The following is an 18,884-nucleotide window of genomic DNA, read 5'->3' on the forward strand; positions in this document are numbered from 1 at the left end:
GGCTCGCGAGAGAGTTTGTATGGGGGCGGTCGGCGTGGGCGCCTGTAGCCTCACCGCAGCAGGTGGTCCGCCTTGCCGGCCTTGATGTCCCGAATCATGGTGCGCAGGGCCTCCCGACTGTCTGTGATGAAACGGTCCTCCTGCCCGCGCACCGCTATGTACGCGTTGCCGGCCTCGTCGACGCCCAGCCGGAAGCACGAGTTCCCTTCCCCGCAAAACGGCTCTTCCCACTGGATCTCGGTCATCACGCCTCCTGAAGTCCGTGTGCGATGGCGTGGATGAAGTCCCTGGAGTCTTCGGGGGACAGGGCCAGGTCCTCCATCCGGTCCAAGTGGGCACGGTACTTGGCCAACTCGGCCTCCCCGTAGAGGAAGTCCGGGCCGTGCGAATTGTCGATCTGCACGGTGTCCAGTTGCTCCGTTGCCCCCTCGGCGTACAGGACAGTCTGACCTGCGCCCGGGAACGCGCCATGGCCGAAGGGGACGACCAAGACGCTCACGCCGTCCTTCTCGGACTGGGCGAGCAGGTGTTCGAGTTGCTCGCGCGCCACCCTGCGACCCCCGAACTGCATTCGGAGCGCCGCCTCGTGAACGATGCCGGTGAACCCAGGGGCCGCATTGGTGGCGAGCACCTCTTGGCGCCGGTTGCGATGGGCCGCCCTCATGGTCACCGCGTGCTCCGGCAGTTGAGGCAGGACGGCGCGGAAGACGGCGAGCGCGTAGTCCGTCGTCTGCAGCAGGCCGGGGATGTGAACCGTGCACGACGCGCGCATGCGAACGGCTCGCGCCTCCAGCTCTGCGATGTCGAGCAGACCTTGGGGTACGGCCCCGCGATACTGATCCCACCAGCTCTGTGAGTCTGCCGAGGCCATGTCGGCCAAGGCGCTCACGTACTTCTTGTCGGTGCACCCGCAGTGATGGGCCAGGGTCCGCAGACGTTCTTCGCTGATGTTCCTGACCCCGGACTCCATGTAGGAGATCTTTCCCCGGTCGACGCCAAGGAGCTTCGCGGCCTCCTCCGCGGACATGCCGGCCGCTACTCGCATCTTGCGCAGCTCGTGACCGAGCCGCTTCTGCCGCTGAGTGGGCACTGGCTTCAGGGGCATGCCGTTCCTTCCTGTGCGCTCAGGCGAAGTCTGCCGTCTCTGCGTGGCCGAGGCCACGATCGAGCTAATTTGCCGAAGTGGCTGGCAAATTTACCTGAGCATCTCCTAGCTTGAACATTGCGCTGCTTACGGGCGGCGAGCAGAAGCGCATCGCGCACGTCTGCCTGATCTCTCCTGCCCTGGGAGGGGTGGGCTGTGCCAGGGCGACAGGCCACTGCTTGCCGGGCAGCACAGTCACCCTGCGGACGAAGGAACCGGGACATGGATTGCACTGCCTGCATGCCAAGAAAGCCTTGGAAGCTGCCGTTTCTCGCCGAGCCGGAGGAAGTGGCCGCACTGCGACGCGTACTACGGATCCATCTGGGCCTCTGGGGCCTGCCGGAGTTGATCGAAGCGGCCCAACTCTGCGTCAGCGAACTCGTGTCCAACGTGATCACTCACGTCGGTCGAGGCACTCCGGTGACGCTCGCCGTGTCCATGAGCGGCACGCACCTTCGCATGGAGGTCCAGGACCCGGAAGTAAGGGCCTTACCGACGCTGGTCGAGGCTGCCGATGACGCAGAGACGGGACGCGGCATGGCGCTCGTTTCCGCCCACTCCGACCGCTGGGGCGTTCAGCTCCTGCCCGACCACAAGGTCACCTGGGTGGAACTCGCGACGGCCCTGGTTACACCTGACGGCCACAACAGGAACGTGCATGTTTCAAGGGCTGAGGGTGTTCTCCGTAGCTATGACATGCGGCAGGTGGTCGGCCCAGCAGCATCGAACAGACTGAACGCCACTGTCGCCGAGGAGACAGCGATCGAGGCCATTGCTGACCTCCTTCATTGGCTTCGGGCGCACGGTCGTGATGCGGATGAGGCCGTGGACCGGGCCCAGGTGCAGTTCGAGGCAGACACGGAGTGAACAGCACGGTGATCGACAGCATGTCGTATGTGTGCCCCTTCCTTCGAAGCCGTTGCCGCATAGGCGCTGGCTCCGAAGGACGGCGCGGCCTGATGTCGCTGGCCCAGTACGCCCGTGAAGAAGCCCGCGCCAGGGTCAACCGGCGTGTCGGCGAGCACCTGTGCGACGTCCTTATTCGGGGCGCAGGTGCACTACCAAGCCGAAGCAGATGCGGTCTAGGGGAGCGACGACCTCGCAGTCCTCTCCATCTCCGCCCTCAGAGAGGCCGGGGTGCGCCAAGATTCTCCAGGGCGGCTTCTGTGGCACATCCTGTGGCAGTTGGCGCAGAGGCAGGCAAGGTCATCGAGCTTCGTCTCCCGAGCCCCGGAGGCGTGCAAAGGAGTGACATGGTGCACTTCGATGTACCCGTCACCGAGCTCGCCGTAAGCGCGCGCGAAGTTGAAGTCGCACACTTGGCAGCTGAGCGGCAGGCCTCGACGCCGCGTTTGCTTGATCTTGAGTCTGCGCAGCTTCGGGTCACGCTCCCGAGCCAGGGCCCGCCGGACGAGGAGACGCCCTTCGATGGCTGTGGCGCCCGTCTCATCGACTTCCTCAGGCTGGGGCGCGATGCCATACAGCTCACCCGAGCCAATGCCCTCCTCGATGGCCTGCGCAGCCTGGAGCATCTCAGCTTCACGGCTGATGAGCGCTTCGATCATCAACAGCGTTGGCTTGCCGCACCGCGTAGCCGCTCCGCTGTACAGCGGGTGATTTGTTGCAAAATCGGTGGTCTTGCGGCTGACGCTGTCCGGAGACCTGAAGCCGGGCAGCGCGAGGGCGTCGGCGCTGTGAATCGGAAGTGAGCGCAGCAGCTCGGACAGCTCCTGTACCTCCGGATCCCTGGTCCGGTGTTCGCGCCAACCGTTCTTCACGACCAGCGCTCCGGCAAGTACAAGCTCGTCTTCCGTCCAAGGAGGCGTTCGCATGATCAATATCGTATGAGTGTTCGGCGTGGCGGAGGGTGCGTTCAGCGGACCGTGGGGTGTGCGGCACACTTGGTGGGGTCTCGTTGTCAGTGGGGTCTGTCACCCTCAGTGATGGTGGATTGCAAGATGTGTCTGCCGCTGCACGGCTGTAAGGAGGGGGCATGACCCACACGAAGGAATCGGGGCGCGAGAGCGCGGAGTCGGCCGAGCCCGAGTTCACCTCGATCGAGATCTGCGCTGGTGCCGGCGGACAAGCCGTCGGCCTACACCAGGCGGGCTTCGGACATCTGGCCTTGGTTGAGATCGACCAGCATGCTGTTGCGACTCTGGAACTCAACATCCACGACCACGAGGTGTGGGCGTGGGAGAGGGAGCACTGTGACATCCTGCCGGCCGATGTCAACAAGTTCGACCCTCACAGTGACCTGACCAAGGGCGCTGATTTGCTGCGGAAGAGCGATCTGGACCTCTTGGCCGGCGGTGTTCCCTGTCCTCCGTTCTCGCACGCAGGAAAGCAGCTCGGCAAGGACGACGAGCGAGACCTCTTCCCGCGCATGCTGGAGTTGGTCGAGACTCTGAAGCCGCGGGCCGTGATGATCGAAAACGTCCGAGGGATCATGGATCCGAAGTTCTCGGACTACCGCGACTGGATCAAAGCCCGGCTCCAGGGCGGCAAGTATCGAGGCGATGATGGGCAGCTTGCCCATGAGAAAGGTCTTGGCTATACCATCGCCAAGTGGGATGTCTTGGAGGCCAGCGATTTCGGGGTGCCACAGCTTCGGCCACGGGCCATCCTCGTCGCGTTCCGGAACGACGTCATCAAGGACCTCAAGTACGAGTGGCCTTCGGCTACACATGAGGATCCGGTCAGTGTTGCAGATAGCCTTGAGCCGTCGATGCGGGAGCGCTTCGAGCGGTACTTTGAAGGCGTGCACGCAGAGAAGGCTCGCGATGCCTTTGATCGGTGGCTGAAGAAGGCTCGCGATCGAGATGCCGAACTCAAAGGCAAGGGTGGCGGCATTGCACCCACGCTTGTCGGCGGGTCGAAGAAGCATGGTGGGGCGGATCTCGGACCCAGCCGTGCGAAGGCGGCCTGGAGGCAGCTTGGTGTCTCGGGCATGGGTGTGGCTAATGACATCGAGACGTCTGCAAAGAAGCAGACCGAAGACCGTGACCTCTTCGGCCCTGACGGGCCGATGCTTACTGTGCGACAGGCGGCCACCATTCAGGGCTTCCCGCCTGAGTGGGACTTCTCGGGCGGGAAGACTGCTCAGTACCGGCAGGTGGGTAACGCGTTTCCGCCGCCGGTGGCCAGGGCTGTCGGTAGGTCGATCATCGACGTACTGAAGGCAGCTCAGGAGCGCGACCAGAAGAAGAGCTGATCTCAGCTGGTCGTCTTCCCCTTGCGGACTGCGCTGCGACGCTTCTCGACCTCGGCCGCGATGCGAACAGCGCAGTCCTCCGGCGGCTCGTGTTCCCAGAATCGGAGCACCATCCAGCCAGCTTCTTCGAGACGTTGGTCGGTATCCCGATCGCGGGCCATGTTCCGGGCAACCTTGTCTGACCAGTAGCCGGGGTTAGTTTTCGGCTGTACGTAGTGTTCGGGGCAGCCGTGCCAGTAGCAGCCGTCGATGAAGACAGCTACCTTCACCGGTCGGAAAACCAAGTCTGCCGTCCGGCGGAGACCGGGTAGCGGCCGGACCGCCACCCGATAGCGAAGGCCGTGCGCGTGTACGAGCTTTCGGACAAGACGCTCAGGAGTGGTGTCCCGGCTGCGAATGGCCTGCATGTTTCTCCGCCTCGCTGCAGAGGAAGCCCATGAGCCCTCCGGCCGCTCCCACTCCGTAGCCACAGCGGCTGTCCTTTCCTTTCAGTTAAGCCAGTTCTGGCTGCAAGTTCCGCTTACTGCTTACCGTCTTGCTCCAGGCGGCTGATTTCCGCTCTGATCGAACCCTCAGGCCAGGGTTCCCAATGCTTCGCCCTATAGGAAGAAAGGAAGCGGCCTGACTTGGGATCCTTCTTCTTCTTGAAATCAATTTGCCAGCCCAGCGTTCGCAGCTCCCGGAGTCGCTTTTGCCAATCATCTTGATACTGCTTCATGGAAGCGACAACGCCTATTAGCTCCGAAGGGACCCAATCGCCCTGGAATGCCTTCAGTAGCTCGCCGATCCGGCCATGTGGCTCATCGTGGTTGGCGGCTTCCTTGATTTCATTCGCGTAGTCGTCGTATGTGCCGTAAAAGGCTTTCTTGCCGGAGTTGCAGTCCTCGCAGAGCGGCTGGAGGTTGTCGAGCTCGTCGGTCCCGCCCCAATGGCGGGGGACCTTGTGGTCAACCACGAGCACCACATGGTGCTCAGTCGGCGTCCTGCCGCATTGTGCGCACCGTTGAGGGGCAAGAACCTGAGCTCGCAGACGTCTGCTCAGCGCCCGCCGGAGACCGTTGTTACGGTCGCGATTCCAGCCGCGAAGCTGATAGCGATGGTTGCGCCCATCGCGGACCGCATCGATCAAAAAGTAATCGCGCAGATCTCGAACCCGACGGTCTGTCTGCGCCGGAGAGGAGCCATTTCCATCAGCTATTTCCGCTCTGATTTGCAGCATCGTCGGCGGGGTGTGCCTCAAGTCGTACAGCAACTTGTAAAGCTGCAGGTGGACTGCGGATAGTCCCAGCTCTGCCACTTCCGGACTGTCCGGAGTGGGCGGCGACTCGGAACTTGCTTCCTCTGGGATTTCCTCGGTCACGGCTTTACCCCGCTGCCTTGTTCTGTTTCGTGTGTCGATTTTACTGAAGTGCCGCGTGCGGAGGCTGGTTCACTGCGCCGCCCCGTGACATCCGCTATACGTCTCGCCCGACTCACACCAACACCCCACCCCCCTCTCCGGCGGCCAAGCCACCGCCCGCCCCCGTGCCGCCAGCGTCGTCGCGTACTGCGGCAGCAGCGTCGCATCCCCCGGGGACGCCCCCTCCGACGCCGCGAACGCCTCGTACGACGGGACCGTGCCCGTGACGATGCCCAGGTTGTCCGTGCCGGAGGCGGCGAGTTCGCGGAGGGAGGACTCTATGGTCGTGAGGTGTTCTCCGTGGGAGGGGTACTCCGTGGACAGGGTCGGGTACGCCGACAGGAGTTCCGAGAGTTCGGGCGCCGGCCAGTGCAGGATCGCCACCGGGAACGGGCGGGACAGGGCCTCCCGGTAGGCGCCCAGTTCGGCCCGGAGGCGGGAGATCTCGGCTTCCAGATCTGCCGGGTTGTCCGAGCCCAGGGACCAGATGCGCTTCGGGTCGTGGAGCTCGTCCAGGGAGACCGGGGAGGTGTGCAGGGTGTCCGCCAGGGTGTCCCACGTGTCGTGCGGCAGGCCCCGCATGCGGCGGACGCGGTGGCGGCCGTAGAGGAGGGGGTGGGTGGCGGGGGCGGGGTCCGTCGCGTCCTCGGCCGCCAGGAGCCGGCGGGCGCCCTCCGTGAAGGTTTCCTCCGCCGCCTCCAGCTCGTCGTGCGACTCCAGGGCTTCGGCCACGATCACCCAGGGCGCCGGGTCGCGCGGGGCGGCCAGCCGGATGCCCTCGATGATCGCCCTCGCCTCCGCCTCATGGTCGTACTCCCAGAGGTTCGAGGCCTTCAGGGCGCGGATCAGGGACGGGTTCTCCAGCGTGTCCGTGGCGGTCAGCAGGCGGTCGTAGAGCGCTGTCGCGGCGGGGCGGTCGCCGGACAGTTCCAGGTGGGCCGCCGCGCGGAGGAGCAGGGCCTCGGCGTCCTCCGGGTACAGGCCGGCGGTCCGCTCCAGGCGTGCCGCTTCGGCGGTGTGGTCGACGACGTTCTCGGCAGGCGTGTCGGGGCGCATGGGGGACACCGTACTGCCGGGTGGTGACAAACGTGAGGCGCGGAGGGGGCGTACAGGAAGGCCCGCTATCTTCGTCCGGGGATCTCGGGTGTGGGCATCCAGTGGGGGTGGCGTGCAGAAGGCCGGAGTGTTGGTCGAGGCCGACAGTGATCAGCGGGTCGTCGAGGGTGAGCCCAGCGGCGCCCCGCCCGCGTACTGGCCGATGCTGCTCGTCGGCGCCGCCGTCGTGCCCGGTGCCCTCCTCTACCTCCTCGGGCGGTGGGGGGACGCGCCGGCCGTGCAGGCCTGGCGGACCGTCTGCCTGGCCGTGACCGTGCAGGCCACCCCGTTCCTGCTGCTCGGTACCGCGCTGTCCGGTGCGATCAACGCGTTCGTGCCCGAGCGGGTGTTCCAGCGCATGCTGCCCCGGCGGGGTGTGCTCGCCGTTCCCGTGGCCGGCGTCGCCGGGGTCGTGCTGCCGGGCTGCGAGTGTGCCTCCGTGCCGGTGGCGAGCAGTCTGATCGGGCGGGGGGTCACGCCCGCCGCCGCCTTCGCGTTCCTGCTGTCCGCGCCCGCCATCAATCCTGTCGTCCTCACCGCCACCGCGATCGCGTTTCCCGGGAAGCCCGTCATGGTGCTGGCCCGGCTGCTCGCCTCGCTCGCCACCGCCGTCGTCATGGGCTGGCTGTGGCTGCGGTTCGGGCGGGCGGAGTGGTTGCGGCCCGCCGTACGGCAGCACACTGGGCACCAGCCGGGCCACAGCCGGTGGGACGAGTTCCGGCGCGGCTTCCAGCACGACTTCCTGCACGCCGGCGGGTTTCTCGTGCTCGGGGCCATGGCGGCGGCCACCTTCAACGTCGCCGTCCCGCGGTCCGTGCTCGACACCTTCGCCGGGTCGCCCTGGCTGTCCGTGCTCTTCCTGGCAGGGCTCGCCGTGCTGCTCGCCGTCTGTTCGGAGGCCGATGCCTTTCTCGCCGCCTCCCTCGCCGGGTTTCCGGCCGTGGCGCGGCTCGCCTTCATGGTGGTGGGGCCGATGGTCGACCTGAAGCTCATCGCCCTGCAGGCCGGGACCTTCGGGCGGGCCTTCGCCGTACGGTTCTCCACCGCCACCCTCGTCGTCGCCGTCGCGTGCAGCGCGCTGATCGGAGGGGTCCTGCTGTGAAACGGTTGCTTCAGGCGGGGCTGCTCGTGCTGTGCGGGCTCGGGCTCCTGCACATCTCCCTCTTCACCGACCTCTGCCTGCGGTACGTGAAGGAGAGCATGCGGCCCCTGCTCATCGCCTCCGGGGTCGTCCTGGTCCTGCTGGGTGTCGCCGGCGCCCTCCTCGATCGGGGGAGAGCACACGGAAAACACCAGAAGGACCTGGACGGGCACGATCACTCCGCCCTCCCCCGCGTCGCCTGGCTGCTCCTCCTGCCCGCGCTCAGCCTGCTCTTCTACGCCCCGCCCGCCCTCGGCGCCTACACCGCCTCCCGGCAGCCGCCCAAGCCCGTCGCCGAGGAGCAGTCCTTCGATCCGCTGCCGGGCACCTCGCCCCTGCCCATCACCCTCTCCGACTTCACCAGCCGGGTGCAGCAGGACCGCGGGCAGGCCATCAAGGGGCGTACGGTCCTGATGACCGGGATCGTCACGCCCCATGGCGACGGCAGCTGGGATCTGACGCGGATCATCATCAACTGCTGTGCCGCGGACGCCCAGTCGGTGAAGGTGCGGATCTACGGCGGGCCCGTACCCCTGCCGCCCGCCAACAGCTGGGTGAGCGTCACCGGGACGTGGCACCCGGGCGGGACGCTGGGCACCAGGACCGCGCCGGTCGCGCTGGACGCCCTCGTGGTCAAGAAGGTCGCCCGGCCCGTCAACGGCTACCAGGACGCCCTTCCGCTGCCCTGAGCGGTCCCGCTCGTCACACGGTGACGCCGTCCACCTGGAGGGTCTGCACCGACTTCGCGGCGAAGGGGACCGACACCGTCCTGCCGGACAGGTAGGTGTCCGAGCGGGCCGTGTAGAGGTCCGCGCCGCCCGTCGTCACCGTGTTCCAGCGGGGGACCAGGCCGGCGGAGCCGCCGGTCACCGACGAGAAGGCCGAGAGGTCGAACGTCAGGGTCTGGGCCGAGGAGGACGTGTTCGCCGCCACGATCACCAGGCGTTTCGCCGACCTGTCCAGCGCCGCCACGGCGTAGCTCACGCCCGTGTCCAGGATCGTCATCCCCGGTCGGACGTGGCGGGTGAACTGGGCCAGTGTGTAGTACTTCGTCTGCACCGCTCCCGGCTGGAGCGTCGAGGCGTCGTACGCGATCGTCGCCCAGCCGGCGCTCGGATCCATCACCTGCCAGTACACCCAGGCCGTGGGATGCAGCCAGCGGAAGTCGTAGAGGAGATTGCTCGCCAGGGTCAGGCCGGTCGCGTCGCCGTCGCCCGTCTCCGAGTTCCACAGGGCCTTGCCGGCCGTCGTCACCACGTCCGTGTAGAGGAGGTCGCGGCGGCCTCCCGAGCCCTGGTAGCCGTGGACGTTGACCCGGTCGACGTAGCCCTTCGTCGTCGCGGAGAAGGAGTTCCAGGTCGTGCGGGCCAGGTCGTAGCTCGTCTCGTCCGAGGCGGAGATCCTCGTCGCGGTCAGGCCCCGCTTGTCCAACTCGCTGCGCAGGTACGGCAGTACGGCGGCCTGGACGGTCGCGTCCAGGTGGCAGCCCTCCTGTGTGCCCGTCGCCGTCCACCAGGCCGAGGAGGGCTCGTTGAAGGCCTCGACCGTCGAGAACGTCACGCCCCAGTTCTGTCGCGCGTACAGGGCCACCGCGGCCAGGTGGGAGGCGTGCTGGCGGTAGTTCCAGGACTGCAGGTTGTCGCCGCCGTCCGAGGCGCCCGAGGGGTTGTGGTTCAGGCACATCCACCACATCGGGGAGTTGGCGAACAGCTCGGTGGTCGCGCCGCGGCGGGCCGCCTTCACCAGCATCGCGCGTTGGGTCGCGTCCGCCGTCCACTTCCAGGACGAGGAGGTCGGGTCCTCGTTCGTCCAGTCCTGCCAGTAGCCCTCGATCTGCTTGAAGGAGGGGATGTTCGCGGAGGCGGTCATCGACTCGCCGCCGACGCTGTTCCAGCTGGACGCACCCAGGTTGTAGCGGGCGATGTTCAGGCCCAGACCGGGCAGTGCCGTGCCGTCGTACGTCGTCGTCCCCGTCGTGAAGAAGAGGTCGGCGAAGTCGTCCCGCGCGCCGAAGACGTTCGCCCACCAGGCCAGGGACGTGCCCCAGCCCTCCCAAGTGCCGTAGGCGGCGGACGGGTTGACGGGGATCGTCGCGTCCGCCCGCGCCGTTCCCGTCGCCAGGGCGCTGCCCAGGATGCCACCGCCCGCTGCGGCCAGCAGTGTTCTGCGTCGGATCGTCACGAGTTCCTCCGCCTCTCCCATGAGCCGGTTCCGGCAGCAGGAAGCATCGGGGGTGGCGGGCGGGGTTGTCGAGAGGGCTGCAGCGGTTTGTGACAGCCCTTTCTAAAACCAGTTGAGGAAGGTCCGCTATGGCCAGTTGTGCGTGCTGCGCCTATCGTGCGGGCGGCTCCCGTGGCGATGGCGCGGAGGTGGGTGCGGATGCGGGTCTCGTCCGGCGTGCGAGTCGTGGGGCACGGCGACCGGCGCAGGCGTGCCCGGCGCAGGCGGGTGCTGTGGGGCGGGGGAGAGGCGCTCGTCACCGTCGGGGTGCTGCTCATGCTGCTCGTCGTGCACCAGTTGTGGTGGACCAACCGGGAGGCGAAGCGCGGGGCCGAGCGGCAGGTGGAGGCCCTGGAACACGCGTGGGGCGGTGGCGGCACCGGCGGTTCCGGTCCGAGCCCGAGCGTCCCGTCGCCCGGCTCCTCCGGTACGACGGCCCCGCCCACTTCGGCGCCGAAGTCGTCGTACGCCCCCGTCGCCCTGCCCCGGCGCTCCCAGGCGTACGCCGTCCTCGACATCCCCCGGCTGGGGCTGCGCGTCCCCGTCGCCGAGGGCGTGAGCAAGGCCGACGTCCTCAACAAGGGGTACGTCGGCCACTATCCGGGCTCCCAACAGCCCGGCCAGGCCGGGAACTTCGCGCTCGCCGGGCACCGGAACACGCACGGCGAGCCCTTCCGTTACCTGCCCCGGCTGCGGCGCGGGGACGACATCGAGGTGGAGACGCGGACGGCGACGTACACCTACGACGTCGACCAGGTGCTGCCGCAGACCTCGGCGGTGGACTCGGGGGTCGTCCGGGCCGTCCCGCGCTCCCTCGTGAGGCCCTCCTACGGCTACGACGCGCCCGGCTACTACATCACCCTGACCACCTGCACCCCCGAGTTCACCTCGCGCTACCGGATGGTGGTCTGGGGCAAGCTCGTGTCCATGCGACCCCGATGAGGCATCCGCGCCCTCAGCGGTGCTCCCGCAGCGCCAGCACGCTCACCGCCCCCACCGCCGCCAGTCCCGCCGACACCAGCAGGGCGGTGTTCGCGCCGTGGGCCAGGGTGCCGGAGGAGGTGGCGAGGGCGATGGTCAGGGCGACGCCGGCGCAGGAGCCGATGTAGCGGAAGGTCTGCTGGGCGCCGGAGCCCATCGCGGCCCGTTCGCGCGGGACCGACTCGACGGCCAGCAGCGGCAGCGCGCCGTTGAGCAGGCCGCTGCCCACGCCGCCGACGATCAGACCGGGCAGCAGCCGGGCCGGGGAGCCGGAGCCGAGGGCGCCGAGCATGGTCAGCACGGCGACGGTGTGCAGGGCGAAGCCGACGGCGAGCTGGGCGCGCGGGGCGATCCGGCCGGCCAGGTGCTTGACCTGGAGGGCGACCGCGAAGCTCAGCCCGGACCAGAGCAGGAACAGCCAGGCCGTGTCGATGGGCGACAGTCGCAGTGTCTGCTGGAGCAGGGTCGGCAGGAAGCTGAACATGCCGATCACCGCGAGGCCGGTGAACAGGCCGCCGGCGGCCGAGGCGAGGAAGGGGGCGTGGCGCAGCAGGCCGAGGTCGATCATCGGCGTGGCGACCCGGTGCTCCACCGCGACGAAGAGCGCGACGAGCAGGACGGCGGCCGCCAGGAGGAGGCCGACCGGTGCGCGCAGCCAGCCGTCGCGGCCCAGGGTCAGGGCGGCGACCAGGGCCACCAGGGCCAGGCCGAAGGTGAGCGCGCCGAGCACGTCGGGACGGCCGCCGCGCGGGGCGCGGGACTCGCTGAGCGCACGGGTGCCGAGCGCGGCCACGAGGAGGGCGGCGGCGCCGAGGACGCCGTAGGCCACCCGCCAGTTCGGCAGCCCGCCCGCGACCAGCGGGCCGAGCGCGATGCCGCCGCTGACGAAGGCGCCCCAGACGCCGGTCGCGTGCAGCCGGCCGCGCGCGGAGGGGAAGGCCGCCACCAGCAGGCCCAGGCTGCTCGCCAGCAGCGCCGCGCTCGCCGCTCCCTGGGCGATGCGGGCGAGGGTGAACTGCCAGGTCGACGTCGTGAGGGCGCCGAGGGCGGTGGTCAGGCCGAGGGCCAGGGTGCCGCCGAGGAAGAGCCGGCGGCGGCCGTAGTCGTCGGCGAGACTGCCGGCGACCAGGAGGAGGGCGGCGAGGCCGAGCGGAGTGCCGTTCAGCAGCCAGGCCTGGCCGGAGAGCGGGGTGTGCAGGGCGCGCGCCGTGTCCGGGAGCGTGACCATCGGGGCCGTGTACGTCATCAGCGCCACGGCGGTGGCCGCGCTGGTCAGGACGAGGGTGGCCCGGGGGCGGGCGGGCGCGTCCGGGGCGGTCGCACCGCGTACGGCCGTGGCGGCGGGGGTGGAGGTGGCGGAGTCGGGCCCGGTCATCGTGTGATCCTGCCTTGAGGTTCGTTCATTGAACTGACCTGACCCGCCCACCGTAACACCATAGGTTCGGTCACTGAACCAACCCGTCGGAAAGTGGCTACAGTGGACGGCATGGCACTGGGCAAGGACTACGCGACACAGGAGTGCTCGATCGCCCGCGCGCTCGAGATCGTCGGCGAACGCTGGACGCTGCTCGTCGTCCGGGACGCGATGTACGGCGTGCGGCGCTACAACGACTTCCTGCTCCACCTCGGCATCCCGCGTGCCGTCCTGGCCGCCCGGCTGCAGACCCTGACCGCCGAGGGCATCCTCGAAAAGCGCCGGTACCAGCAGTCGCCGCCCCGCGACGAGTACGTCCTCACCGCGCGCGGCATCGCCCTGTGGCCCACCCTGCGCGCCCTCGGCCTGTGGGGCCGCGAACACTTCACCGAGACCCGGCTGCGCTACTTCCGGCACGCGGACTGCGGCACCGAACTCGGGCCGTACGGCGAATGCCCCGCCTGCGGGCTCGTCGTACCGGTCGGGGACGTGGTCATGGAACCCGGGCCGGGCCTCGACCGGGATCCGGCCGATCCGGTCAGCCGGATCCTGCTGAAGCCGAAGCGGCTGCTGGAGCCCCTGGAGCCCCTGGAGCCCCTGGAGGCCGCGGAGCGGCAGGAGGGCGTGCCGGCCTGATCGGGCGGAGAGGCGCCGGGCAGTGGTCCTGTGCCGCTCAGGAGGCCCGTGAGCCGCCGCGCGTGATCAGGTCGACGGCCATCCGGTCGGTCCGGTTCGGCCGGCCGCCCAGCCGGTGGACGACCACCCAGCGGCCGTCCGTCGCGGTCGCGGCGAAGAGGGACGCGTGGCGGGTGGCGCCGTTGTGCCAGAGCAGCCCGCCGGTCCTCTGCCACGAGGGAGCGGGATCGCCCAGCCGGCGTTCGACGGTCAGCCGGACGAGCAGATCGGCGACCGCGCGCGGAGTGGCCCACAGACCGCCCGCCGGCAGGATCGCCCCGTCCATGGTCCAGGGCCGGCGGTCCCGGCCGAACAGCCCCGGCGCGAGCAGTCGCCGGCCCGCGTCCGGGTGCACGCCCACCTCGTCCACCTCCAGCGGGCGCAGGACGTGCGCGGCGAGCAGCTCCTCGTACGACGTCCCGGCCGCCGCGACCAGCGCCGCGCCGAGGACGGCGTACCCGAGATTGGAGTACTCCTCCTGCCCGGGAGGCCGGACCGCGACCCGGTCCAGCCGGCCGAGCAGCCGGTGCAGGGCCGCCAGGTCGAAGGCGGCGTACGGATCGCGCACTCCCGTCCCCGGGGGCAGGCGGGGCAGCCCCGAGGTGTGGTCGGCCAGATTGCGCAGCGTGACGCCGGTGCCGGGAACGGCGGGCAGCCAGCGCTCCACGGGGTCGTCCGGGTCGAGCAGGCCCGCGGCGGCCATGCGCATCAGCGCGGTGCCGGTGAGGACCTTGGTGAAGGAGCCGATCTCGACGAACCGGTCCACCGCGTGGCCGTCACTGACCCGGGCGGCGGTCGATCCGGACATGACGCAGCTCGGGGTGCGAGGCACGCGCTACATCCCCCTTTGTCCCCCATGGACTTGTCCCCATGGCCCCCTCGGTCCCGTCGATCATATGAGCTGTCAGGTATAAAGTGCAGGTAGACGCCGGTAGTTGTGGACGGGGAGGGGAACGTGGTGGGGCGCGGGTTCATGTCGTCGCGTACGGTCGCCTCGTTGCTGCTCCTGCTGCTGCCCGTGCTGCTGCTCGACACCGGCAACCTCTCCGCGACCGTGGCGCTCGCCGCGACCGCCGCCGCCGGTTCCGCGCTCTCCGCCTGCGCTCTGCTCGCCGCCCGCAGCGCCCCTGCCGTTCCGCCCACGCGGGTGCGTACGGCGATTCGGGACCGGGCCCGGCGTACCGCCTTTCTGCCCCAGCGTGATCCCGACGCGTCCGGCCGACGGCGGCCCAGGGCACCTGGGCTCGCCCTTCCGGCGACCGCCGCGTAGGGCACGTACTTCCCGCATCCGACTGCTTCTGGCACGTCCGTGCGCGTGACCCCGCGTGGGTCGTCCTGCCGTTCTGCTCACTTCCAGCATGTTCCCGGCACGACGAGACCCTCCGGAGGGCTCACCCATGTCCGTCTTCTTCTCCGCCTTCGCCGGCCTGGTCGAGCACCTCGCCGACCTGCTGACACCGCTGTTCCACGGCTCCGCGGCCGCCGCCGCGATCGTCCTGTTCACCGCACTCGTACGGCTCCTGGTCCACCCGCTGTCCCGCGCCGCCGCCCGCGGGCAGCGGGCCCGCGCCGAGCTTCAGCCGAGGATCGCCGAGCTGCGCAAGAAGCACGCCAAGGATCCCGAGCGGCTGCAGAAGGCGGTGCTGGAACTGCACGCCGAGGAGAAGGTCTCGCCGCTCTCCGGCTGCCTGCCGAGCCTGCTCCAGATGCCCGCCTTCTTCCTCCTCTACCACCTCTTCTCCAACTCCACGATCGGCGGCGAGGCCAACGGCCTGCTCGGCCACCAGCTGTTCGCGGCCCCGCTCGGCGGACACTGGGCCGACGCGCTCGCCGACGGCGGGGCGTTCGGTCCGGCCGGGCTGGTCTACCTCGGGCTCTTCGCGCTCGTCGCGGCCGTCGCCGCCTTCAACGTCCGGCGTACCAGGCGGATGATGACGAAGAACCCGGTCGCGGCGAGCGGCGATGGCGGCGAGCAGGTGCCGGGGCTCGGCGCGGTCAACAAGGTCATGCCGTTCATGTCGTTCTTCACGCTGGTCAGCGTGGCGGTCGTCCCGCTCGCCGCGGCGCTGTACCTCGTCACCAGCACCACCTGGAGCGCCGTGGAACGGGCCGCCCTTTATCAGTAGGAAGCGTGGTTACGGTCCAGTACGTGAACAGGGTCTTGCGGAGTGGACTGTGGGATTGGAGGATCAGCCAGTCCTCCGATGGCTGCACCCATCGGCCGGGCGCCCGCGATCGAGGGAGATGGTGACCATGAAGCTGCTGCGAGTCGGTACGGCGGGGGCGGAGCGGCCTGCACTGCTCGATGCCGAGGGAACCCTCAGGGACCTGTCGGGAATCGTGCCCGACATCGACGGCGCGCTCCTCGCCGACGACGCCGCGCTCGGCCGGGTGAGGGCGGCCGCCGAGTCCGGCGAGCTGCCCGCGCTGGACGCGGCGGGGCTCAGGATCGGGCCGCCGCTCGCCCGCATCGGCAAGATCGTGTGCATCGGGCTCAACTACCACGACCACGCCCGCGAGACCGGCGCCGAGCCGCCCGCCGAGCCGGTCGTCTTCTTCAAGGCGCCGGACACGGTCGTCGGCCCGAACGACACCGTGCTGGTGCCGCGCGGCTCGGTGAAGACCGACTGGGAGGTGGAGCTGGCCGTCGTCATCGGGCGTACGGCCCGCTATGTGGAGTCGGCGAAGGAGGCGCTCGCGCATGTCGCCGGGTACGCCGTCGCGCACGACGTATCCGAGCGGGAGTTCCAGATCGAGCGGGGCGGGACCTGGGACAAGGGCAAGAACTGCGAGACGTTCAACCCGCTCGGACCGTGGCTGGTGACGTCCGACGAGGTCGCCGACCCGCAGGAGCTGCCGCTGAGGCTGTGGGTCAACGGGGAGCTGAAGCAGGACGGCACGACGGCCGAGCAGATCTTTCCCGTCGCGGAAGTCGTGCGGTACGTCAGCCAGTTCATGACCCTCTACCCCGGGGACGTCATCAACACGGGGACGCCGGCGGGGGTGGCGATGGGGCAGGCCGAGCCCAAGCCGTATCTGCGGGCCGGGGATGTCGTCGAGCTGGAGATCGCCGGGCTCGGTCGGCAGCGGCAGGAGCTCAAGGACGCGTAAGCAGCAGAGCGAGCCTGCGCCATTGCGCTCTCGGGAGGGTTTCCCTCGGGGTGTCGGTGATGAGCTGGAGGGCCACGTGGTCCGCGCCCGCCTGGTGGAAGGTGTCGATGCGGTCGCGGACGCGGTCCTCGTCGCCCCAGGCGAAAACGGCGTCGACCAGCCGGTCGCTGCCGCCGTCGGCCAGGTCGTCCTCGGTGAAGCCGAGGCGCAGGAAGTTGTCGGTGTAGTTCGGCAGGGCCAGGTACATCGCGAGGGTGTCGCGGGCGAGGGCGCGGGCGCGGGCCGGGTCGGACTCCAGGACGACCTTCAGCTCCGGGGCCAGCAGCGGGCCCTCGCCCAGGATCTCGCGGGCCTGGGCGGTGTGCTCCGCGGTGACCAGGTACGGCACCGCGCCCGCCGCCCGGTCGCGGGACAGCTCCAGGGTCTTCGGGCCGAGGGCGGCCAGCACCCGGCGGTCCTCGGGCACCCCGGCCTCGTCCAGCTCGTCGAGGTAGGCGACCAGGGCCGAGTACGGACGGCGGTACTGCTCGGCGAGCTTGGCATGGCTCACGCCGAGGCCGAGCACGAAGCGGCCGGGATGCGCCGCGTCCGTCTCCGTGAAGGCGGCCGCGCTCGCCTTGGCGTCGTACTGCCAGATGCTCTGGATGCTGGTGCCGACGGTGAGGGTGCCGGTCGCCTCCAGGAGCGGTGCGGCGTGCCGGGCGGCGCTGCTGCCGCCCAGCCATACGGCTCCGTAGCCGAGGCTCTCCAACTCGGCTGCCGCGTCCGCCAGTTCGCCGCGCCGGGAGGCGTCCTCCGCGCGCAGGCCGATACTCCAGATGCCGTACCGGCCGATCCTGTCCTTCAAGGTGCTCATGGGGTCGATCCCTTCGGGCGGGTCGTGATCATCACGTGTGCACTCATCCCCAACCGAAGGGACCTGCCCGCGTAATCCCTGCCGGCGTCACACCTTCAGGAACTGCTCCAGGGCCGCCACGACGAGCCTGTGGTCCTCGACCTGGGGCAGGCCCGAGACCGTCACCGAGCCGATGACGCCCACGTTCTCCACGGTGAGGGGGAACGAGCCGCCGTGGGCCGCGTAGGTGCCGGGGTCCAGACGGGAGGAGTCCTCGAAGGTCGTGCCCTTGGCGCGGAAGCGGGCGCCGACCAGGTAGGAGGCGGCGCCGTAGCGTTCCACCACCCGGCGCTTGCGGGCGATCCAGACGTCGTTGTCCGGGGTGGATCCCGGCAGGGCCGCGTGGAAGAGCTGCTGGCCGGCCCGGTGGATGTCGATCGCGACCGGCGCCCGGCGCTCGCGGGCCAGCTCGACCAGGAGCGAGCCGAGCGCCCAGGCGTCGTCGTAGGTGAACTGCCGGAAGACCAGCCGGCGTTCCTGCGCCTCCAGCTCCTCGACGGACGGGGCGGTCCGGGGCATCAGAGGGTCACCGTCACCTTGTCGCGGGCGGAGCGCCGGGCGGCTTCGAGTACGTCGAGGGCGGCGGCCGCCTCCAGCGCGGTCACCGGGTTGGCGGCGGAGCCGCGCAGGGCCTCGGCGACGGCCGCGTAGTAGGCGGGGTAGTCGCCCGGCAGGGTCGGTACGGGGGTGCCGCCGTCGGTCAGCGGGGACTCGCCGGCGCCGATGCGGCCGTACAGGGCCTCGGGCTCGGCGCCCCACTTGGGGCCGGGCCGCAGGCCTTCCCGGAGGGCGCCCTCCTGCGGGTCCAGGCCGTACTTGACGTAGCCCGCCTGCGAGCCGAGCACCCTGAAACGCGGGCCGAGTTGGGCGGTCGTCGCGGAGACGTAGAGGTGGGAGCGGACGCCGTTCGCGTGCGTCAGGGCGATGAAGGTGTCGTCGTCGGTCTCGGCGCCGGGACGGCGGATGTCGGTCTCGGCGTACACCTCGGTGACCGGACCGAACAGGACCAGGGCCTGGTCGACGACATGGCTGCCGAGGTCGTAGAGGAGACCTCCGATCTCTGCCGGGTCGCCGGACTCGCGCCAGCCGCCCTTGGGCTGCGGGCGCCAGCGCTCGAAGCGGGACTCGAAGCGCCATACGTCGCCGAGCGTGCCGTCCGCCACCAGCTTGCGGAGGGTCAGGAAGTCGTTGTCCCAGCGGCGGTTCTGGAAGACGGACAGGAGCACGCCGCGCTCTTCGGCGAGGGCCGCGAGGTCACGGGCCTCGGCGGCGGTGCCGGCGACCGGCTTGTCCACGACCACGGGCAGGCCCGCCTTGAGGGCGGTGGCGGCCAGCGGGACGTGTGTCCTGTTCGGGGACGCGATGACGACCAGGTCCAGCTCGTCGGCGCGGTCGAACAGCTCCTCGGGGGCGGCGGCCGTGCGGACGTCCGGGAACTCCGCCCGGGCCTGCTCCTGCCGCTCGGGGTTCGAGGTGACCACGGTGTCCAGGGCGAGGCCCTCGGTCGCGGCGATCAGCGGGGCGTGGAAGACGGAGCCGGCGAGGCCGTAGCCGATCAGACCGACGCGGAGGGGGGTAGCAGTCATGCCTCCTAC

General features: G+C 69.6%; 22 protein-coding genes. 10 read left to right on the forward strand and 12 right to left on the reverse strand.

Annotated elements, in window-relative coordinates:
• Window positions 1-50 precede the first annotated feature (50 nt).
• On the reverse strand, window positions 51-245 hold the full coding sequence (locus tag ADK64_RS33835) for a hypothetical protein (RefSeq protein ID WP_053665428.1): 195 nt from the start codon (window positions 243-245) through the stop codon (window positions 51-53).
• Window positions 245-1,105, reverse strand: a complete 861-nt coding sequence (locus tag ADK64_RS33840; RefSeq protein WP_078993008.1) for a helix-turn-helix domain-containing protein — start codon at window positions 1,103-1,105, stop codon at window positions 245-247. Before ADK64_RS33840 ends, ADK64_RS33835 begins: the two co-directional genes overlap by 1 nt.
• Window positions 1,106-1,384: 279 nt before the next feature.
• On the opposite strand from ADK64_RS33840, the gene ADK64_RS33845 reads away from it, so the two are divergent.
• A complete protein-coding gene (locus ADK64_RS33845) occupies window positions 1,385-2,011 on the forward strand; it encodes an ATP-binding protein (protein ID WP_234384808.1) in 627 nt (208 codons plus the stop codon).
• Window positions 2,012-2,226: 215 nt separating this feature from the next.
• Here ADK64_RS33845 and ADK64_RS47850 read toward each other — a convergent pair whose 3' ends face one another.
• Complete coding sequence (locus tag ADK64_RS47850) at window positions 2,227-2,463, reverse strand: HNH endonuclease (RefSeq protein WP_234384821.1); 237 nt, start codon at window positions 2,461-2,463, stop codon at window positions 2,227-2,229.
• On the opposite strand from ADK64_RS47850, the gene ADK64_RS47855 reads away from it, so the two are divergent.
• Window positions 2,398-2,853: a hypothetical protein gene (locus ADK64_RS47855; protein ID WP_234384826.1), complete on the forward strand. Its 456-nt coding sequence runs from the start codon at window positions 2,398-2,400 to the stop codon at window positions 2,851-2,853. The two genes, ADK64_RS47850 and ADK64_RS47855, sit on opposite strands and share 66 nt — an antisense overlap.
• Window positions 2,854-3,137: 284 nt before the next feature.
• Entirely contained in the window at window positions 3,138-4,358 is a 1,221-nt protein-coding gene (locus ADK64_RS33855; protein WP_053665434.1) for a DNA cytosine methyltransferase, read from the forward strand.
• Window positions 4,359-4,360: 2 nt separating this feature from the next.
• On the opposite strand, the gene ADK64_RS33860 is transcribed toward ADK64_RS33855, so the two are convergent.
• The 3 genes from ADK64_RS33860 to ADK64_RS33870 form a co-directional block, all read right to left on the reverse strand.
• A complete protein-coding gene (locus ADK64_RS33860; protein WP_107093162.1) occupies window positions 4,361-4,828 on the reverse strand; it encodes a very short patch repair endonuclease in 468 nt (155 codons plus the stop codon).
• A 50-nt stretch (window positions 4,829-4,878) separates the two neighbouring features.
• Window positions 4,879-5,718 carry an HNH endonuclease gene (locus ADK64_RS33865; protein ID WP_199829782.1) on the reverse strand — a complete coding sequence of 280 codons (840 nt, stop codon included), beginning with the start codon at window positions 5,716-5,718 and terminating at the stop codon, window positions 4,879-4,881.
• Between the two features lie 69 nt (window positions 5,719-5,787).
• A complete protein-coding gene (locus ADK64_RS33870; RefSeq protein WP_053665438.1) occupies window positions 5,788-6,813 on the reverse strand; it encodes a hypothetical protein in 1,026 nt (341 codons plus the stop codon).
• A gap of 202 nt (window positions 6,814-7,015) precedes the next feature.
• Here ADK64_RS33870 and ADK64_RS33875 point away from each other — a divergent pair, with 202 nt between their 5' ends.
• Together ADK64_RS33875 and ADK64_RS33880 are read left to right on the forward strand one after the other, a co-directional pair.
• Window positions 7,016-7,954: a permease gene (locus ADK64_RS33875; protein ID WP_078993016.1), complete on the forward strand. Its 939-nt coding sequence runs from the start codon at window positions 7,016-7,018 to the stop codon at window positions 7,952-7,954.
• Entirely contained in the window at window positions 7,951-8,682 is a 732-nt protein-coding gene (locus ADK64_RS33880; RefSeq protein ID WP_053665442.1) for a TIGR03943 family putative permease subunit, read from the forward strand. The genes ADK64_RS33875 and ADK64_RS33880 overlap by 4 nt, the downstream gene beginning before the upstream one ends.
• 13 nt (window positions 8,683-8,695) lie before the next feature.
• On the opposite strand, the gene ADK64_RS33885 is transcribed toward ADK64_RS33880, so the two are convergent.
• Window positions 8,696-10,195: a glycoside hydrolase gene (locus tag ADK64_RS33885; RefSeq protein WP_053665443.1), complete on the reverse strand. Its 1,500-nt coding sequence runs from the start codon at window positions 10,193-10,195 to the stop codon at window positions 8,696-8,698.
• Window positions 10,196-10,372: 177 nt separating this feature from the next.
• On the opposite strand from ADK64_RS33885, the gene ADK64_RS33890 reads away from it, so the two are divergent.
• A complete protein-coding gene (locus tag ADK64_RS33890; protein WP_053665445.1) occupies window positions 10,373-11,155 on the forward strand; it encodes a class E sortase in 783 nt (260 codons plus the stop codon).
• A 13-nt stretch (window positions 11,156-11,168) separates the two neighbouring features.
• On the opposite strand, the gene ADK64_RS33895 is transcribed toward ADK64_RS33890, so the two are convergent.
• On the reverse strand, window positions 11,169-12,569 hold the full coding sequence (locus ADK64_RS33895) for an MFS transporter (RefSeq protein WP_053665447.1): 1,401 nt from the start codon (window positions 12,567-12,569) through the stop codon (window positions 11,169-11,171).
• A 102-nt stretch (window positions 12,570-12,671) separates the two neighbouring features.
• Between ADK64_RS33895 and ADK64_RS33900 the strand changes: the two genes are divergently transcribed.
• The gene (locus ADK64_RS33900; protein ID WP_078993009.1) at window positions 12,672-13,244 is read left to right on the forward strand and encodes a winged helix-turn-helix transcriptional regulator; all 573 of its coding nucleotides are present in this window, start codon (window positions 12,672-12,674) and stop codon (window positions 13,242-13,244) included.
• 37 nt (window positions 13,245-13,281) lie between these two features.
• Here the strand turns inward: ADK64_RS33900 and ADK64_RS33905 are convergent, their stop codons facing one another.
• A complete protein-coding gene (locus ADK64_RS33905) occupies window positions 13,282-14,091 on the reverse strand; it encodes a serine hydrolase domain-containing protein (protein ID WP_053665451.1) in 810 nt (269 codons plus the stop codon).
• A gap of 165 nt (window positions 14,092-14,256) precedes the next feature.
• Here ADK64_RS33905 and ADK64_RS33910 point away from each other — a divergent pair, with 165 nt between their 5' ends.
• The 3 genes from ADK64_RS33910 (at window position 14,257) to ADK64_RS33920 (ending at window position 16,394) form a co-directional block, all read left to right on the forward strand.
• A complete protein-coding gene (locus ADK64_RS33910; RefSeq protein ID WP_053665804.1) occupies window positions 14,257-14,553 on the forward strand; it encodes a DUF6412 domain-containing protein in 297 nt (98 codons plus the stop codon).
• 127 nt (window positions 14,554-14,680) lie between these two features.
• The gene (locus ADK64_RS33915; RefSeq protein WP_053665453.1) at window positions 14,681-15,409 is read left to right on the forward strand and encodes a YidC/Oxa1 family membrane protein insertase; all 729 of its coding nucleotides are present in this window, start codon (window positions 14,681-14,683) and stop codon (window positions 15,407-15,409) included.
• A gap of 127 nt (window positions 15,410-15,536) precedes the next feature.
• Window positions 15,537-16,394, forward strand: a complete 858-nt coding sequence (locus ADK64_RS33920; protein WP_053665806.1) for a fumarylacetoacetate hydrolase family protein — start codon at window positions 15,537-15,539, stop codon at window positions 16,392-16,394.
• Here ADK64_RS33920 and ADK64_RS33925 read toward each other — a convergent pair.
• The 3 genes from ADK64_RS33925 to ADK64_RS33935 form a co-directional block, all read right to left on the reverse strand.
• Window positions 16,381-17,250: an LLM class F420-dependent oxidoreductase gene (locus ADK64_RS33925; protein ID WP_053665455.1), complete on the reverse strand. Its 870-nt coding sequence runs from the start codon at window positions 17,248-17,250 to the stop codon at window positions 16,381-16,383. The two genes, ADK64_RS33920 and ADK64_RS33925, sit on opposite strands and share 14 nt — an antisense overlap.
• Window positions 17,251-17,337: 87 nt before the next feature.
• Window positions 17,338-17,808, reverse strand: a complete 471-nt coding sequence (locus ADK64_RS33930) for a heme-degrading domain-containing protein (RefSeq protein ID WP_053665457.1) — start codon at window positions 17,806-17,808, stop codon at window positions 17,338-17,340.
• Entirely contained in the window at window positions 17,808-18,875 is a 1,068-nt protein-coding gene (locus ADK64_RS33935) for a Gfo/Idh/MocA family oxidoreductase (RefSeq protein ID WP_053665459.1), read from the reverse strand. The genes ADK64_RS33930 and ADK64_RS33935 overlap by 1 nt, the downstream gene beginning before the upstream one ends.
• Window positions 18,876-18,884: the final 9 nt, after the last annotated feature.

The organism is Streptomyces sp. MMG1121, from assembly GCF_001280015.1.
Classification (GTDB): domain Bacteria; phylum Actinomycetota; class Actinomycetes; order Streptomycetales; family Streptomycetaceae; genus Streptomyces.